This window comes from Amycolatopsis sp. GM8, from assembly GCF_021653975.1.
Lineage (GTDB): Bacteria > Actinomycetota > Actinomycetes > Mycobacteriales > Pseudonocardiaceae > Amycolatopsis_E.
Window position 1 is genome coordinate 1,077,483 of sequence record NZ_JAJKFK010000002.1, and the last position, 16,179, is coordinate 1,093,661.

16 protein-coding genes and 1 other RNA gene are annotated in these 16,179 nt (G+C 69.3%); 11 read left to right on the top strand and 6 right to left on the bottom strand.

The features are described from left to right. Positions 1-25: 25 nt before the first annotated feature. Both LOZ83_RS12730 and LOZ83_RS12735 read left to right on the top strand, forming a co-directional pair. Complete coding sequence (locus LOZ83_RS12730) at positions 26-1,198, top strand: 4-hydroxybenzoate 3-monooxygenase (RefSeq protein ID WP_236790658.1); 1,173 nt, start codon at positions 26-28, stop codon at positions 1,196-1,198. A gap of 53 nt (positions 1,199-1,251) precedes the next feature. After that, entirely contained in the window at positions 1,252-1,971 is a 720-nt protein-coding gene (locus LOZ83_RS12735) for a Clp protease N-terminal domain-containing protein (protein WP_236790659.1), read from the top strand. On the opposite strand, the gene gndA is transcribed toward LOZ83_RS12735, so the two are convergent. Then, a complete protein-coding gene (gene gndA / locus LOZ83_RS12740) occupies positions 1,972-3,411 on the bottom strand; it encodes an NADP-dependent phosphogluconate dehydrogenase (RefSeq protein WP_236790660.1) in 1,440 nt (479 codons plus the stop codon). A gap of 206 nt (positions 3,412-3,617) precedes the next feature. Here gndA and LOZ83_RS12745 point away from each other — a divergent pair, with 206 nt between their 5' ends. Continuing rightward, positions 3,618-4,481: a helix-turn-helix transcriptional regulator gene (locus LOZ83_RS12745; RefSeq protein WP_236790661.1), complete on the top strand. Its 864-nt coding sequence runs from the start codon at positions 3,618-3,620 to the stop codon at positions 4,479-4,481. 27 nt (positions 4,482-4,508) lie between these two features. On the opposite strand, the gene LOZ83_RS12750 is transcribed toward LOZ83_RS12745, so the two are convergent. Together LOZ83_RS12750 and LOZ83_RS12755 are read right to left on the bottom strand one after the other, a co-directional pair. Further along, complete coding sequence (locus tag LOZ83_RS12750) at positions 4,509-4,685, bottom strand: hypothetical protein (protein WP_236790662.1); 177 nt, start codon at positions 4,683-4,685, stop codon at positions 4,509-4,511. Positions 4,686-4,688: 3 nt separating this feature from the next. Beyond that, positions 4,689-5,111 (bottom strand): hypothetical protein, encoded by a 423-nt coding sequence (locus LOZ83_RS12755; protein WP_236790663.1) that lies wholly within the window; start codon positions 5,109-5,111, stop codon positions 4,689-4,691. A gap of 220 nt (positions 5,112-5,331) precedes the next feature. On the opposite strand from LOZ83_RS12755, the gene LOZ83_RS12760 reads away from it, so the two are divergent. After that, complete coding sequence (locus LOZ83_RS12760; protein WP_236790664.1) at positions 5,332-5,583, top strand: DUF397 domain-containing protein; 252 nt, start codon at positions 5,332-5,334, stop codon at positions 5,581-5,583. 116 nt (positions 5,584-5,699) lie between these two features. Here the strand turns inward: LOZ83_RS12760 and LOZ83_RS12765 are convergent, their stop codons facing one another. After that, a complete protein-coding gene (locus tag LOZ83_RS12765) occupies positions 5,700-6,314 on the bottom strand; it encodes a hypothetical protein (RefSeq protein WP_236790665.1) in 615 nt (204 codons plus the stop codon). 159 nt (positions 6,315-6,473) lie between these two features. Here LOZ83_RS12765 and LOZ83_RS12770 point away from each other — a divergent pair, with 159 nt between their 5' ends. Together LOZ83_RS12770 and LOZ83_RS12775 are read left to right on the top strand one after the other, a co-directional pair. Beyond that, on the top strand, positions 6,474-7,217 hold the full coding sequence (locus LOZ83_RS12770) for a response regulator transcription factor (protein WP_304512150.1): 744 nt from the start codon (positions 6,474-6,476) through the stop codon (positions 7,215-7,217). Beyond that, positions 7,195-8,718: a cell wall metabolism sensor histidine kinase WalK gene (locus tag LOZ83_RS12775; protein WP_236790666.1), complete on the top strand. Its 1,524-nt coding sequence runs from the start codon at positions 7,195-7,197 to the stop codon at positions 8,716-8,718. Before LOZ83_RS12770 ends, LOZ83_RS12775 begins: the two co-directional genes overlap by 23 nt. A 24-nt stretch (positions 8,719-8,742) precedes the next feature. Here the strand turns inward: LOZ83_RS12775 and LOZ83_RS12780 are convergent, their stop codons facing one another. Further along, complete coding sequence (locus LOZ83_RS12780) at positions 8,743-9,222, bottom strand: carboxymuconolactone decarboxylase family protein (protein ID WP_236790667.1); 480 nt, start codon at positions 9,220-9,222, stop codon at positions 8,743-8,745. 218 nt (positions 9,223-9,440) lie between these two features. Here LOZ83_RS12780 and LOZ83_RS12785 point away from each other — a divergent pair, with 218 nt between their 5' ends. The 4 genes from LOZ83_RS12785 (at position 9,441) to LOZ83_RS12800 (ending at position 14,866) form a co-directional block, all read left to right on the top strand. Continuing rightward, positions 9,441-10,667, top strand: a complete 1,227-nt coding sequence (locus LOZ83_RS12785; RefSeq protein ID WP_236790668.1) for a bifunctional glycosyltransferase family 2/GtrA family protein — start codon at positions 9,441-9,443, stop codon at positions 10,665-10,667. Between the two features lie 13 nt (positions 10,668-10,680). After that, complete coding sequence (locus tag LOZ83_RS12790; RefSeq protein WP_236790669.1) at positions 10,681-12,564, top strand: glycosyltransferase family 39 protein; 1,884 nt, start codon at positions 10,681-10,683, stop codon at positions 12,562-12,564. Positions 12,565-12,574: 10 nt separating this feature from the next. After that, positions 12,575-12,673, top strand: an RNA gene (gene ffs / locus LOZ83_RS12795) — signal recognition particle sRNA small type. A 222-nt stretch (positions 12,674-12,895) separates the two neighbouring features. Then, complete coding sequence (locus LOZ83_RS12800; RefSeq protein WP_236790670.1) at positions 12,896-14,866, top strand: DNA polymerase III subunit gamma and tau; 1,971 nt, start codon at positions 12,896-12,898, stop codon at positions 14,864-14,866. Positions 14,867-14,869: 3 nt separating this feature from the next. Here the strand turns inward: LOZ83_RS12800 and LOZ83_RS12805 are convergent, their stop codons facing one another. After that, positions 14,870-15,697 (bottom strand): N-acetylmuramoyl-L-alanine amidase, encoded by an 828-nt coding sequence (locus LOZ83_RS12805; protein ID WP_236790671.1) that lies wholly within the window; start codon positions 15,695-15,697, stop codon positions 14,870-14,872. Positions 15,698-15,807: 110 nt separating this feature from the next. Between LOZ83_RS12805 and LOZ83_RS12810 the strand changes: the two genes are divergently transcribed. Next, positions 15,808-16,170, top strand: coding sequence for a YbaB/EbfC family nucleoid-associated protein (locus LOZ83_RS12810; protein WP_236790672.1), 363 nt, complete (start codon positions 15,808-15,810; stop codon positions 16,168-16,170). Positions 16,171-16,179: the final 9 nt, after the last annotated feature.

A 16,179-nucleotide genomic window follows, 5' to 3' on the forward strand; every position in this document is an offset into this window, starting at 1 on the left:
CCGGTCGAAGTTCGGGAGGTTTCAGGTGGCGCGTACACAGGTCGGCATCATCGGCGCGGGACCGGCGGGTTTGCTGCTGTCGTACCTGCTGCACGCCGAGGGCATCGATGCCGTCGTACTCGAAGCGCGCAGCCGGGAGTACGTGGAGCGGCGGGTGCGGGCCGGCGTGTGCGAGCACCCGACGGTCGAGCTGCTGCGGGAGATCGGCGTCGGCGCCCGGATGGACGCGGAAGGCCTGCCGCACCACGGGTTTTCGCTCCGGTTCGATGGCGAGGACCATCGGATCGCGCTGTCCGAGCTGACCGGCAAGACGATCATGGTGTACGGCCAGCAGGAGATCGTGAAGGACCTGATCGCCGCGCACGAGGCGAAGGGGTATCCGGTCGAGTTCGAAGTGTCCGATGTGGAGCTGTCTGGTTTGGACAGTGAGTCTCCGCGGGTGAGCTACCGTGATGCCGACGGTGTCGCGCGTGCCCTGGAGTGCGACGTGATCGCCGGCTGTGACGGGTTCCACGGCGTGAGCCGGCCGTCGATCCCGGACGTGAAGGTCTTCAACCGCGAGTACCCGTTCGCCTGGCTCGGCGTGCTGGCGCGGACGCCGCCGTCGCACGAGGAACTGATCTACACCCATCACGAGCGCGGGTTCGCCCTGCACAGCATGCGGTCGCCGGAGATCACCCGGCTGTACCTGCAGGTCCCGCACGACGAGAAGATCGACGAATGGCCGGACGACCGGATCTGGTCGGAACTCTCGGCGCGGCTGGTGACGTCCGGTGAGTTTTCCTTGCGGGAGGGCCCGATCCTGGACAAGAGCGTCACGCCGATGCGCAGTTTCGTGGCCGAGCCGATGCAGTACGGCCGGTTGTTCCTGGCCGGCGATGCCGCGCACATCGTCCCGCCCACCGGCGCGAAAGGCATGAACCTCGCCGTCGCCGACGTCCGGGTGCTGTCCCGCGCGCTGGTGGACCTGTTGCAGCACAAGCGAAGTGAGCTGGCGGAGTCCTATTCGGACACTTGCCTGAAGCGCGTGTGGCGGGCCGAGCACTTCTCGTGGTACATGACTTCGATGCTGCACACCGACCCCGACGGCGACGACTTCCAGCGCCGGCTCCAACTCTCGCAACTGCGCTATACGGCGTCCTCGAAGGCCGCGGCAACCAGCCTGGCGGAGAACTACGTGGGCCTGCCCTTCGAGTAGCGCCGTCAACTCAAGGTTGACGGCTAGGTCATCGTCAACCTAAAGTTGACGGCATGACGAATCCAGTCCGGCTCGATGATCTGATCGACTCCGTCAAGAACCAGCATCCGGGGGCGGACGCCCTCCAGCAGCTGTCCGACGCGATGCTTCTCGCCGAGCAGATGGGTGAGGTGGCCGATCATCTGATCGGGCATTTCGTCGACCAGGCAAGGCGTTCCGGCGCGTCCTGGGCGGAAATCGGGACCAGTATGGGGGTTTCCAAGCAGGCGGCGCAGAAGCGTTTCGTGCCCAAGGGGATCAGCGTGGAAGACGTCGACCTCAGCGGTGGCTTCGAACGCTTTACCCCGCGCGCGCAGCAAGTCGTCGTCGAGACACAGGAGGTGGCGCGGCGGCTCGGGCACACCGAGATCACGCCAGGGCACCTCACGCTCGGCGTGCTCGGCGACGGCACCGCACTGGCAGCCAAGATGATCATCGCCCTCGGTGTGTCGCTCGAGGACGTCCGCGGCGCTGCCGCGGATGCGCTGCCCCCTGCCACGGGCAAGAAGACCGAAGGCGTGATCCCGTTCTCCGGCGCCGCCCGCAAGGTTCTCGAACTCACCTTGCGGGAAGCGTTGCGGCTGGGGCACAACTACGTCGGCACCGAGCACATCTTGTTGGCACTACTGGAAAACGAGGCCGGTGACGGTCCACTCACCGCCACCGGCCTCGACAAGAACTCGGTCGAATCAGCCCTCCGGAGCGCGCTCGAAGCGATCACCGGGAAGTCCTGATCAGGCCGGCGACTCGGTGCGGTCCGGGGTCGCCCAGGCGGTGTGGAACGAGCCCTCCCGGTCGACGCGACGGTAGGTGTGCGCGCCGAAGAAGTCGCGCTGTCCCTGCACGAGCGCGGCCGGGAGCCGCTCCGCGCGGAGGCCGTCGTAGTACGCCAGTGCGGTCGAGAACCCCGGCGTCGGGATACCCAGCCGGGTCGCGGTCGCGACCACCGAACGCCACGAGTCCTGCGCGTCCTCCACGGCCTTGCGGAAGTCGCCCGAGGTGAGCAGCGTCGGCAGGCCCGGCTCCGCGGTGTACGCGGCGGACACGTCGTCGAGGAACTTCGCGCGGATGATGCAGCCGCCACGCCAGATCTTCGACACCGCACCGAGATCGATGTCCCAGCCGTACTCGGCGCCACCGGCCTGGATCTGGTTGAAGCCCTGCGCGTACGCCACGATCTTCGACGCGTACAGCGCGTGCTCGACGTCGTCGGCGAAGCTGTCCGCCGCCGCGCCGGTCAGCGGCGTCCGGGCCGGGCCGGGCAGGCCGCGGCTCGCCGCCCGCAGGCTCGCGCTCCCCGACAGCGACCGCGCGAACACGGCCTCGGCGATCCCGCTGATCGGCACCCCGAGGTCGAGCCCGATCTGCACGGTCCAGCGGCCGGTGCCCTTCTGCTCCGCCTGGTCGGTCACGATGTCGACGAACGGCTTGCCGGTCGCGGCGTCGGTGTGGGCCAGCACCTCCGACGTGATCTCGATCAGATACGAGTCCAGCCGCCCGGTGTTCCAGGTGCGGAACACGTCGGCGATCTGCGCCGGCTCGTAGCCGAGCGCACCGCGCAGCAGGTCGAACGACTCCGCGATCAGCTGCATGTCGGCGTACTCGATGCCGTTGTGCACCATTTTCACGAAATGCCCGGCACCGTCGGGACCGATGTGCGTGCAGCACGGCGCACCGTCCACTTTGGCCGAGATGTCCTCGAACAGCGGGCCGAGCGAGTCGTAGGACTCCTTCGATCCGCCGGGCATGATGCTCGGCCCGTGCAGCGCGCCCTCTTCGCCGCCGGACACCCCGGTGCCGACGAAGTGCAGACCCTGCTCGCGCAGCGCCGCTTCGCGACGGCGCGTGTCCGCGAAATGCGCGTTGCCGGCGTCGACGATCACGTCGCCCTTCTCCAGCAGCGGCGCGAACTCCTCGATGACGGCGTCCGTGGGGGCGCCGGCCTTGACCATGATCACAATCTGTCGCGGCCGTTCCAGCGCGTCGACGAACTCCTGCGCCGAGTAAGCCGGGATGAAGTCGCCCTCGTCGCCGAACTGCTCGACCAGATCGCGCGTGCGCTGCTCGGAACGGTTGTGCAGGGCGACGGTGTGGCCATGCCGGGCCAGGTTCCGGGCGAGGTTGCGGCCCATGACCGCGAGCCCCGTGACACCGATACTCGCCTTGGTACTCATTCTCCGCTTGTCCGCCTTCCGTTTCGGCCTACCCGAACCCTATCGTGGTTTCGGTGGTTGCCCGGTGAACGCGCGAGTAACTGGCGTTCGCGCGCATTTCCTGCCATCCTTGGCGGCTGTCACTGTGACAATCCGGTGGGTGATCACAGACCGTCAGCGGCCTACGATCATGATGCAAGCGAAAGGTCGAGGCCCGGAAGTGAGCGATGGCTAGCACCGTTACCTCGCGGCGCAAGCAGCTCGGGAATGAGCTTCGCCACGCCCGCACCGCGGCACGAATGACCCAGCAGCAAGTCGCGGAAGTGCTCGGCTGCACCCAGGGCAAGGTCAACAAGATCGAATCGGGTGCGGTCGGCGTCAAACTCGGTGACGTGCGGGCAATGCTGGATACCTTCGGGGTCAACGGGGACGAGTCCGAGGCGCTGATGAACCTGGCCCGCGCCGCGGCCGGGCAGCGCGGGCACTGGTCCGGTTACCGGTCCGTGGTGCCGCACTGGTTCCGCACCTTCACCGACCTCGAACCGGCCGCCGTCGAGATCATGACCTGGCACGGCGAGCGCATCCCGGGGCCGCTGCAGTCCGAGCACTACATGCTGAAGCAGTTCACCGAGTTCGGCGCGACCGACGTCACGTCGCTGGTGCGCAACCGGCTGGACCGCAAGTCGGTGTTCGACCAGCCGCAGCCGCCGTACTACCGGTTCATCCTCAGCGAGGCCGCGTTGCGGCGCGCGCCCGGCGGCAGTGCGCCGGCGGTGATGCTCGACCAGATCGAGCATCTGATGGAGCTCGATCGCCGCCCGCGCGTGTACATCCACGTGCTGGCGCTCGACGCCCGCCTGGCGTCCGTGCCCAACGATTTCACCATCATGCGATTTCCGGACCGCACAAGAGATTTCGTCTACATCGAGCATTCCGCCGGCGGGATCTACCTGGATGACCAGAAGGATTTCCAGCTCTTCGTCGACGGCTGGGACCGGCTCCGTGGCGCGGCGCTGGAACGTCAGGAAACGCGCGAGTTCCTCAAGAAGCTTGCCGAGGGGTACCGCGACGAAATGAGCCGGCGCTTCTGAAAGTGCTGCGGCTGCTGGGAAACCGGCTCAGGCGCGGGATTTCAGCAGCGCGAACTCGAGGTGGTACCACCAGCCGTGCCGTTGCCGCCGCTGCGTCCCGTCGACGGCCGGGCGGCGGCGATCCGCTACCGCGTCAGCACTGTGGTCCTCGTAACGGTCACGTCGCCGGCCCGCCTGCGCCACGTCACCGATCCGGACGGTCATCCGTCATCCCTCCAGTTCCCGGTTGCGCCCGGCGCCGGTTACGAGACAGCACTCGCACGGCATGCCGGCGCCGAGGCGCAGCCATTCGATCTCTGTCAACGAGAGTTGGGTGCCGCAGCGCGCGGTGATCGTGTCGGACAGCACAGCACCGGGGCGCAGCCGGAAAAGGTGTGCGCTGCGCCGGGTTTCGCCGACCACTCCGGCAGCCGGCCGGCCGATCAGCGTGACCGGGGACGGCCAGTCCTCGCGCAGGTACCAGACGGCCGAGGCGTTTTCGTCCGCGCCGCGCCAGTCGAGCATGTGCGCGAGCGCGTCGGCGGGGGTGGCGACGGTGAACGCCCGCTCGTCCCCGCGCACCCGGCCGACCACCATGAAGGGGGCGGGAGAGGCCACCGCGAGGGCGCTGTCTGCCGCTGCTCCGAGCACGATGCACCTCCCCAGAGAGGACGACCGCTGGCCTGCCCGGCAGCGGGGTGATCACTGAGGCGGACCCCGGTGGATCGGAATAATCCTACTCCTGGAATAATCTTGGTGTCGAGCGGTCAACCTTTCGATCACTCGACTGGACCTGCCCAGGTCCACAAGCACCAGGCGCTTGGGCCGTTTGCGCGCGGCAGCGCCGGATAAAGCACGGAGGTAAGACCCCATGGCGGAACACCCGCGCCCCCTGGCTTATGACCCCGAGACGGCAGCAGCGTTGTTCGACGAGAGACGATGGGAAAAGTCTTTCGCGAGCGAGCCCAATGGCGGCAACTGCGTCGAAGTCAACCTGGGCAGCACCGGTCTGGTCGGCGTGCGTGACACGAAACTGCAGGCCAGCCCTGTGTTCGTGTTCGACGCGGGCGAGTGGGAAGCCTTCCTGACCGGCGTGAAGTCCGGCCAGTTCGACCTCGCGTAACCAATGCGATTATCGAAGTTCGTGTGTTATTGACCGCAGGGCCCCTGGACCTGTGAACAAGCAGAGGCCCGCTTCCGGCACGTGTCCGGAAGCGGGCCTCACCTGCACTGGTCCGGCTAGTTCGAGGAGCCCTGCTGCTGGCGCGGGCCGCCGTTCTGCCCGCCACCGGGTCCGCCCTGCGTGCCGCCGCCGGGGAAGCCGCCCTGGCCGCCCGACTGCGCCCGGCCGTCGGTGATGCTGGTCGCGGTCGCCGTGTCGCCGGACACCTTCGCCAGCACCGTCACAGTCGAACCGGTGGCCAGGTTGTCCGCCTTCTCCGTGGCCGAGTCGATCGCGTAGGTCTGGGTGTAGGAGTCCGCGCTCTTGACCGTGATCGAGGTGGCGCTCAGCGCGCTGACGTCACCGGTCTGCATCCGCTCGGTGACGTAGCCGCCGTTCTCCTGGACAGTGAAGTCGCCGTGCAGCGCGTCGCGCATCAGCGACAGCGCGCCCATCTGGCCGTTGTTGAACCCGCCCATGCGACCCCCGCCAGGGCCGCCGAAACCCTGCTGGCCGCTGCCGCTGCTGCTGCCGGACGTGCCCGCGTAGATCGCGACCCCGCCGATCGCGGCGATCACGACGGCGACGGCCACGGCGATGGCGGTGTTCCGGCCGGACCACTTCGGCGCGGGAGGCTGCGGGTCACCCCAGACCGGCGGAGCCTGTGGGGTGGTCGTCGGCTCGGTAGTCATCGTGTCCTCTCGCAGAATTCCGCTTACGGCACCAGGTTCGGCACGCAGCCTGTGCCAGGCCTGTGAACGACGTGGGCGGACGCTGTGCGGTCGGGCGCTCACAGGAAACCCACAGAGCGGGCACAGGCGGGCCTTACGGGAGCGCCCCAGGATGGGACCATGACCAGCATGAACGCCACCGCGTCCGGGAAGGCCGACCTGCAGCACGCCGACGGCTCGTCGGTGCGGGTCCTCGTCGTCGACGACGAGGAGACGCTCGCCGAGCTGGTGTCGATGGCGCTGCGCATGGAGGGCTGGGAGATCCGCAGCGCGGGCAACGGCACCGACGCCGTGCGCACCGCGCGCGACTTCCGGCCGGACGTGGTCGTGCTCGACGTGATGCTGCCCGACTTCAGCGGGCTCGAGGTGCTGGCGAAGCTTCGCGCCGAGGTGCCGCACCTGCCGGTCCTGTTCCTCACCGCGCGTGACGCCGTCGAGGACCGGATCGCGGGGCTGACCGCGGGCGGCGACGACTACGTGACCAAGCCGTTCAGTCTGGAGGAGGTCGTGCTGCGGCTGCGCGCCCTGCTGCGCCGGTCCCGGGTTGTCGCCGCGCGCGAGGGATCCACGCTGGTGGTCGGCGATCTGAGCCTCGACGAGGACAGCCGCGAGGTGCACCGTGGCGGCGAGCCGGTCTCGCTCACCGCCACCGAGTTCGAGCTGCTGCGCTTCCTCATGCGCAACCCGAAGCGGGTGCTGTCGAAGGCGCAGATCCTGGACAGGGTGTGGAGCTACGACTTCGGTGGGCAGGCCAACATCGTGGAGCTCTATATTTCCTATCTGCGGAAAAAGATCGATGCTGGTCGGGAGCCGATGATCCACACCATGCGCGGCGCGGGGTATGTCCTCAAGCCCGCAACCTAGGCGCCGTTTCCTCCCCTCTTCGCTGCGCGGAAAGCTGATCGCGCAGCTCATCGCGCTGCTCGCGGTGGTGTGCCTGGTGGTCGGCGTCGTCACCGAGGTCGCGCTCCGGAGCTTCCTGCTGCACCAGCTCGACGACCGGCTGTCCGCGGCCAGCGACCGGGGCACCCGGCCGCCGCCTCCGGGCACCGTGCAGTTCCCGCCGGGACAGCGGCCGCCGGACTCGCTGCGCGTCCCGGGCCAAGGCATCGGCACGCTCGGCGTGCTGGTCGAGCCGGACGGCGCGGTGCACTCCGGCATCCTGCTCGGCGGGGTCGTGCCGAGCCCGGAGAACCCGTTCCCGAGCCACCCGATCCCGCAGGCGCAGCTGCAACAGCTGCTCCAGTTGCCGTCGGACAGCCGGTTCCACTCCGTCGACCTCGGTGCTCTCGGCGACTACCGGGTGGTGTCGGTGCGCACCCCGGTCGGCTCGGTGCTGACCACCGGCCTGCCGCTGGCCGACGTGACCGCGACGTTGTGGCAGCTGGGGCTGATCTTCGGCGCGGTCGCGCTGGGCGGGCTCCTGCTCGCCGGCGGGATCGGCGCGGCCACCGTGCGCCGCACGATGCGCCCGCTCGACCGGCTCGCGCACACCGCGTCGCAGGTGTCCGAACTGCCGCTGGATCGCGGTGAGGTCGCGTTGCGGGTGCGGGTGCCCGAGGCCGACACGGATCCGCGGACCGAGGTCGGCAAGGTGGGCGCGGCGTTCAACCGGATGCTCGGGCACGTCGCGGCCGCGCTGACGGCGCGGCAGGAGAGCGAGAGCCGGGTGCGCCAGTTCGTCGCGGACGCCAGTCACGAGCTGCGGACGCCCCTCGCCGCGATCCGGGGCTACGCCGAGCTGACCCGGCGCAGCTCGGACGAGGTGCCGCCGGAGATCGCGTTCGCGATGCACCGGGTCGAATCCGAGTCGGCCAGGATGACGACGCTCGTCGAGGAGTTGCTGCTGCTCGCGCGCCTGGACGCCGGACGGCACCGGGTGTACGAGCCGGTCGACCTGACCCGGCTGGTGATGGACGCCGTCGCCGACTCGCACGCCGCTGGTCCGGACCACAAGTGGTTGCTGGAGGTGCCGCCCGAGCCGTTGCTCGTCGTCGGCGACTCCGACCAGTTGCACCAGGTGGTGCTGAACCTGCTGAACAACGCGCGCACGCACACGCCGCCCGGCACCACGGTCACCACCGCGCTGTCCACAAAGGACGGACAGACCACGTTGACCGTGCGCGACAACGGCCCGGGGATTCCGGAGAGCGTGCTGCCCGAGGTGTTCGAGCGGTTCGCCCGCGGTGACACGTCGCGTTCGCGCGCGGCCGGCAGCACCGGGCTCGGGCTGGCGATCGTCGCCGCCGTGGTCGGTGCGCACCAGGGCGAAGTGACCGTCCGAAGTGCACCGGGACGAACGGAGTTCCGGGTGCGTTTCCCGGCGGAAAAGCCCACCGAAGATTTCACGCACGTCAACCAGTGACGAACCGGGCTGCCACCCCGGGTTTCAGCGGTGCGGGAGAACGCAGAGGGCGTCGATACCGAGTACATGGTTCAGCCGCCCGAATGCGAGCCAGGAACCGATGCTCATGCTCAGTTCCACGATTTCGCGCTGACTGTATCCCGCCGTCATCCGCGCCCAGAACTCCTCGTCGAGCCCATGATGATCCAGGGCGTAGCGTTCGGCGTATTCGGCGGCGAGCCGGGTCCGTTCGTCGAAGGCGTCGGTGGTGCGCCACTCGGACACGGCGTCCGCGAACTCCTCCTCGACCTTCTGCCCGTCGCGTTCGGTCCGCACGTCCAAGCAGTAGACGCAGCCGTTGATCTGCGCGATCCGCAGCCGGGCCGCCTCGAACTCGCGGAGACCGAGCGTGGTGTGCGCGTTCACCGCGCCGGAGAAGTTCGCTGCGGCGACGCCGATCCCGGGCACCACCTCGCCCCAGACGTACCTCATCGGGTCCTTGCCATCGGGTATGTCGACGATCACGCGTTCTCCCTCCGAGCCTTCCTTTCGGTCGAAGCTATCGGAATACCGAACGGTACCCAGTGCTACAGCCGCAGGCTGCGATGTTTGATGCGGATGTGGTGCCCTTTCGGGAATCCGGCGGCCATGCTCGTCCAAGATCGCCCATCGGTGTTGGGCTCACAGGGTCCGCACAGCCACCCCACATGGTCGGCACAACGGCCCACGCGACCGTGGTCTTCATGACCTCCGCAGACGCTTCCCCCGCAGCGGCGCGGGCCATTCCCTCGGCAGCCAGCCCGGTTCTCGACGTGGTCATCCCCGTGTACAACGAGGAGACCGATCTCGCCCAATGTGTCCGAAGACTGCACGCGTACCTGCGCGACACGGTGCCGTACCAGTACCGGATCACGATCGCGGACAACGCCAGCACGGACGCCACCCTCGCCATCGCACACGAACTCGCCGGCGAGATCGCGGAAGTCGAGGTGGTGCACCTGGACCAGAAGGGCCGGGGCCGGGCGCTCAACGCCGTGTGGTCCGCCTCCGACGCACAAGTGCTGGCGTATATGGATGTCGACCTGTCGACGGACCTCGCGGCGCTGCTGCCGCTGGTCGCGCCGCTCATCTCGGGGCACTCCGATCTCGCGATCGGCTCCCGGCTCGCCCGCGGCGCGCGGGTCGTGCGCGGCCCGAAACGGGAGATCATCTCCCGCTGCTACAACCTGATCCTGCGCGGCACGCTCGCCGTCCGGTTCACCGACGCGCAGTGCGGGTTCAAGGCGATCCGCGCCGACGTCGCCAAACAGTTGCTGCCACTCGTCGAGGACACCGGCTGGTTCTTCGACACCGAGTTGCTCGTCCTGGCGCAACGGGCCGGGCTGCGCACGCACGAGGTGCCGGTCGACTGGATCGACGACCCGAACTCGTCGGTCAACATCGTCGCCACCGCCACCGCGGACCTCAAGGGGGTGGCCCGGATGACCCGCGCGTTCGCGCGAGGGACGCTGCCCATCCGCGAGATCCGCAACCAACTCGGACGGGAGCCGATCGGAGTGTCCACCCCTGGTGTGCCACCGAAACTGGCCACCCAGCTGGTGCGGTTCGCGGTGATCGGCGTCGGCAGCACGCTGGCCTACCTCGTGCTGTTCCTGCTGTTGCGCGTCGGTATGGGGGCACAGGTGGCGAACCTCGTCGCGCTGCTGCTGACCGCGATCGCGAACACCGCGGCCAACCGCCGTTTCACCTTCGGTGTCCGCGGTTCCAGCGGCGCCGGGCGGCACCAGTTCGAGGGGCTGATCGTGTTCGGTCTCGGGCTGGCGCTCACCAGCGGATCCTTGGCACTGCTGCATTCCGGCGGCGAACCGGGCCGCTTCGCCGAACTGATCGTGCTGGTGCTGGCCAACCTCGCCGCCACCGTGCTGCGTTTCCTGCTCTTCCGCAACTGGGTCTTCCGCAAGAACCGATAGGAGAATCTCACCGATGACGACTGCGTCCGCCGCACCGCGCCAAGCCGTGGTGCCCGGCCCCGTCGCAGCCACTCGCGTCGCGGGCCGGCCGCGGTGGGTCCGGCCCGCCGTGACCGTGCTGCTGCTCGCGACCGCCGCGCTGTACCTGTGGAACCTGAGCGCTTCGGGCTACGCCAACGACTTCTACGCGATGGCGGTCCAGGCCGGGACCAAGAACTGGGAGGCCCTGTTCTTCGGGTCGCTCGACCCGGGCAACATCATCACCGTCGACAAGCCACCGGCGTCGATCTGGCTGATGGCGTTGTCCGGCCGCGTCTTCGGCTTCTCCAGCTGGAGCATGCTCGTGCCGAATGCCTTGTGCGGCGTGGGTTCTGTGGGCCTGCTGTACCTGACCGTGCGGCGCACCAACGGTCCCGCGGCCGGGCTGCTCGCCGGCGCGGTCCTCGCGCTGACCCCGGTCGCGGCCGTGATGTTCAAGTTCAACAACCCCGACGCGCTGCTGGTGCTGCTGATGACGCTCGCCGCGTGGTGCACCGTCCGCGCACTCGACAAGGCGAGCACCTGGTGGCTCGCGCTCGCCGGTGTCGCGATCGGGTTCGGCTTCGTCACCAAGATGCTTCAGGCGTTTCTCGTGCTGCCCGCGTTCGCGCTGGTGTACCTCGTCGCGGCGCCGACCGGGCTCGGCAAACGGGTCCTGCAGGTGCTCGCGGCCGGGCTCGCCGTCGTGGTGTCCGCGGGTTGGTACGTCGCCGTAGTCGCGCTGTGGCCCGCGTCGAGCCGACCGTACATCGGCGGCTCCACCGACAACAGCGCGCTCGAACTCGCCTTCGGCTACAACGGTCTCGGCCGGATCTTCGGCGGCGACGGCAACCGCGTCGGTGGCGGCGGCACTGGCGGCGCCGGCGGGATGTTCGGTGGCAGCACCGGTATCACCCGCATGTTCAGCGAGTCCTTCGGTTCGGAGATCTCCTGGCTGCTGCCGGCCGCCCTGATCGCGCTCCTCGCCGGGCTGTGGTTCACCCGGTTCCTCCCGCGCACCGACCGGACGCGCGCCGGGCTGCTGCTGTGGGGCGGCTGGACCGTCGTGACCGCACTGGTGTTCAGCTACATGAGCGGCACCATCCACCCGTACTACACGGTCGCGCTCGCACCGGGCATCGGCGGCCTGATCGGCATCGGCGCCATCGAACTATGGCGGGGGCGCGCCAACTTCCCCGCCCGCGTCGCGCTCGCACTCATGCTCGCGGCCACCGGCATCTGGAACTTCATCCTGCTCGACCGGGTCTCGTCGTGGCAGCCGTGGCTGCGATACGTGATCATCGTGCTGACCGCGATCGTCACGCTCGGCCTGCTGTTCGGCGTCGACCGGCTGCGCCGCTTCGGGGTGGTGCTCGGCGTCAGCGCGCTGATCACCGGCATGCTCGGCACGACCGCGTACGCCGTCGTCACCGCCGCGACCCCGCACACCGGCGCGATCCCGTCGTCCGGACCATCGCAGGCCGCCGGTTTCGGTGGCGGTTTCGGCGGCATGACCGGCGGCTTCGGCGGTGGCGGACAGGCCGACAGCCAGGTGATCGCGCTGCTGAAAACCACCACCACGAAATGGGCGGCCGCCACCAACGGCTCCCAATCGGCCGCGGGCCTCGCCCTCGGCTCCGACAAGTCCGTCATGGCCATCGGCGGCTTCAACGGCGGCGACCCCGCCCCCACCCTCGACGAGTTCAAGCAATACGTCGCAACCGGCCAGATCACGTACTACATCGCCGGCGGCATGGGCGGCTTCGGCGACCGCGGCGGCAGCAGCTCCATCGCCACCTGGGTCGAACAGAACTTCCACACCACCACCATCGGCAACACCACCGTGTACGACCTGACCAAACCCCTGACCGCCCAGTGACCTACACTGGGCAACGGACCCCCGCGGCGTCCATCCTGTGAACCTCCCCAGGGCCGGAAGGCAGCAAGGATAAGCAGGCTCTGACGGGTGCGGGGGTCCCCTTGTTCGGTGACTTCGTCACCTTCCCTCGTGCCCGCACTCCGAGTTGTATCTGGGGGCCGAGCCCCCAGACCCCCACGGTGCGAGCTCCTCACCCTTGGCGAGCGCTGGGCGCGTCTGGGTTGGACCAGCATCGGTGTTGCGGGCGTGCGCCTGCGGCGCATCCGCCCTCCTGCCGTCGCGAGTTTTGGGGTTCGCGGGGCGGGGGTGGGTGGGGCGGTAGTCTCGGCTCGTGGCGTTGGCTCTTTATCGGAAGTATCGGCCGGCGACCTTTGCGGAGGTCGTCGGGCAGGAGCATGTCACCGAGCCGTTGCGCACCGCGCTGGCGGCCGGGCGGATCAACCATGCGTACCTGTTTTCTGGGCCGCGTGGCTGTGGGAAGACGTCCAGTGCGCGGATCATGGCCCGTTCACTTAATTGTGTTGAAGGTCCTACGCCGGATCCCTGCGGTAAGTGCGATTCGTGCCGGGCGCTGGCGCCCGAGGGGCCCGGCAGCATCGACGTGACCGAGCTCGACGCGGCCAGCCACGGTGGTGTCGACGACGCGCGAGAGTTGCGGGACAAGGCGTTCTACGCGCCGGCCGAATCGCGCTACCGGGTGTTCATCATCGACGAGGCGCACATGGTCACCACACAGGGTTTCAACGCCCTGCTCAAGATCGTGGAAGAGCCGCCGGAACACCTGATCTTCATCTTCGCCACCACCGAGCCCGACAAGGTGCTGCCGACCATCCGCTCGCGCACCCACCACTACCCGTTCCGGCTCATCCCGCCGAGCGCGATGCGCGACCTGCTGGAACGCAACGTCGCCGCCGAGGGCATGCAGGTCGAACCCGCCGTGTACCCGCTGGTGATCCGCGCCGGCGGCGGGTCCGCGCGCGACACGCAGTCGGTGCTCGACCAGCTGCTCGCCGGCGCCGGGCCGGACGGCGTGACGTACCAGCGGGCGATGTCACTCCTCGGTGTCACGGACGTCGCGCTGATCGACGACATGATCGACGGCCTCGCCACCGAGGACTCGGCCGCGGTGTTCAGCACGGTCGAGCGGCTCGCCGAAGCCGGCCACGACCCGCGGCGGTTCGCATCAGACCTGCTGGACCGGTTGCGGGACCTCGTGCTCGTCCGCTCGGTGCCCGACGCGGCGGCGCGCGGCCTGGTGTCCGCGCCGGAAGACGAGCTGACCCGGATGAGCGCGCAGGCCGAGCGCGTCGGGCTCGGCACGCTGACCCGGTACGCCGAGATCGTCCACAATGGACTTCTCGAGATGCGCGGCGCGACGGCACCCCGGCTACTGCTCGAACTGCTGTGCGCGCGGATGCTGCTACCGTCCGTTTCGGACGGTGAAGCCTCGATGCTGCAGCGGCTGGAACGCCTCGAACGGGGCGGCGTCGGCGCCGCTCCGGCTGCCGCGGCACCCGCGCCCGAGCGGGCCTACCAGCGGCCCTCGCAGCGGCCCGCCGCCGAGTCCCGCCCGGCTCCGGAACCCGCCCGTCCCGCGCCGGAACCGGAACGCCCGGTCGCGGAACGCGCGGAACCGGAACGCCCGGTCGTAGAGCGCCCGGCGCCCGCGCCGGTCGCGGCAGAACCCGCGGAACCCGTTGCGGTGCAAGAGGAATCAGGCGCGGTGGACGTGTCGGCGATCCGCAGTGCCTGGCCCGCCCTGCTCGCCGCGATCCGCAAGACGAGCCGCAGCACCGAAGCGATGCTGACGCACGCGACCGTGCAGAGCGTCGACGGCTCGACAGTCGTGCTCTCGCACACCGCGGAACCGTTGGCGCGCAGGCTTTCCGAGCCACGCAACGCCGACTACATCGCGGGCGCGCTGCACGAGGTGCTCGGTGGCACCTGGCAGGTCCGGTGTGTGCACGGCGGCAGCGGCGGCGGTGGTTCGGCGCGCCCGAACGGTTCCGGCCCGCGCCCGCAGCCGAGCCCGACGCAGCGTGAGGCGCCGCAGCAACAGCAGCGCACCTTCCAGCGCTCGTCGGCGTCCGCTCAACCCGCGGCCGCACCGGCCAAGCCCCAGCCGACGACGACCGAGCCGGACATCCCGCTCCCGCCGGAGCCGGACGACGAGGCCGAACTGCTGGCCGAAGAGTCCACGATCGCCGACTCGACCCTGGTGCCCGCCGCCCCGGCGATCGACCCGGACGAAGCGGCGCACCGCCTCCTCGCCGAACATCTCGGCGCCCGCCCGCTGGACTGAGTTCTACAACCCCAGGTAGCCGAGGATGCCCGCGGTGATGGCGTCCGCGTACCGCTGCCGTCCGGCGGTCGACGACATCGCCGCCGCTTCGCCCGGGTTGCGCATGTTGCCGCACTCCACGAGCACCGCGGGAAGCGTCGCGAGGTTGAGCCCGGCCAGATCGTCGCGAGGGTAGATGCCGCCCGAGCCGAGGTAGGTCGACGTGGGGAAGCCCGCGGACCGGAACGCGTCCCGCATGTCGTCGGCCAGCCCGATCGACGGTCGGCCCTGCGCGGCGTTCAACGGCGGGTTCGAGTACGACACGTGAAAGCCGTGTGCGCTCGACGAATCCGAACCATCCGCGTGGATCGACACGACCGCCGCCGCGCCGGACTGGTTGGCGATCGCCGCGCGCTTGTCGACGCACGGGCCGACACCCGTGTCGTTGTCCCGGGTGTAGCGGACCTGGACGCCGTGTGTGGCCAACGCGGCGCCCACCCGCTGGGCGACGTCCCAGTTGAAGGCGTGTTCGGTGTAGCCGGCATTCGTCGCGGTCCCGGTCGTGTTGCACGGCTTGGTTTCACCGCGTCCGGCGGGGACCTGCTTGTTGATCTCCGCGGGATGGCTCGCGTTGCCGCCGTTATGCCCTGGATCGAGCATGACGACGGTTCCCGCATGAGGCGGTGGCGTTGGCGGCGTTGGCGAGGGAGAAGAAGACGGCGCGGGTGCCTGGGGAATCGACACCGGCTGCAGCAGCGGTTCAGGCATCGACGTGGGCGTCGCGCCCCCGCTCGTGCAGGCCGTGAGCATCGCCGACCCGGCCAGCAGCATCGGTACCATCCGCCATTTCATGGCAACCACGGTGACACATCGCGGCTCGTGCCCCTCGCATGCCACGCCCGGCACCGGGCGCGACTAGGCTGGTTGGCACGTGCAGGTCCGCAGAGGATGGGAATCCGATCATGGTGCAACCCGGCGGTGGAATGCCCGACATGCAGGCGATCCTCCAGCAGGCGCAGCAGATGCAGCAGCAGCTCGTCGACGCGCAGGAGGAGCTCGCGCGCACCGAGGTCACCGGCAGCGCGGGTGGTGGACTGGTGACCGCGGTCGTCACCGGCGGGATGGAGCTGAAGAGCCTCACGATCGACCCGAAGGTGGTCGACCCCGAGGACACCGAGACGCTGTCCGACCTGATCGTCGCCGCGGTGCGGGACGCCACGAAGAACGCCCAGAAGATCACCGAAGAAAAGCTCGGCCCGGTCGCCGGCGCCCTCGGCGGCGGCATGCCCGACCTCGGCAATCTCGGCCTCCCCGGGCTCGGCTAGAAGGCACGC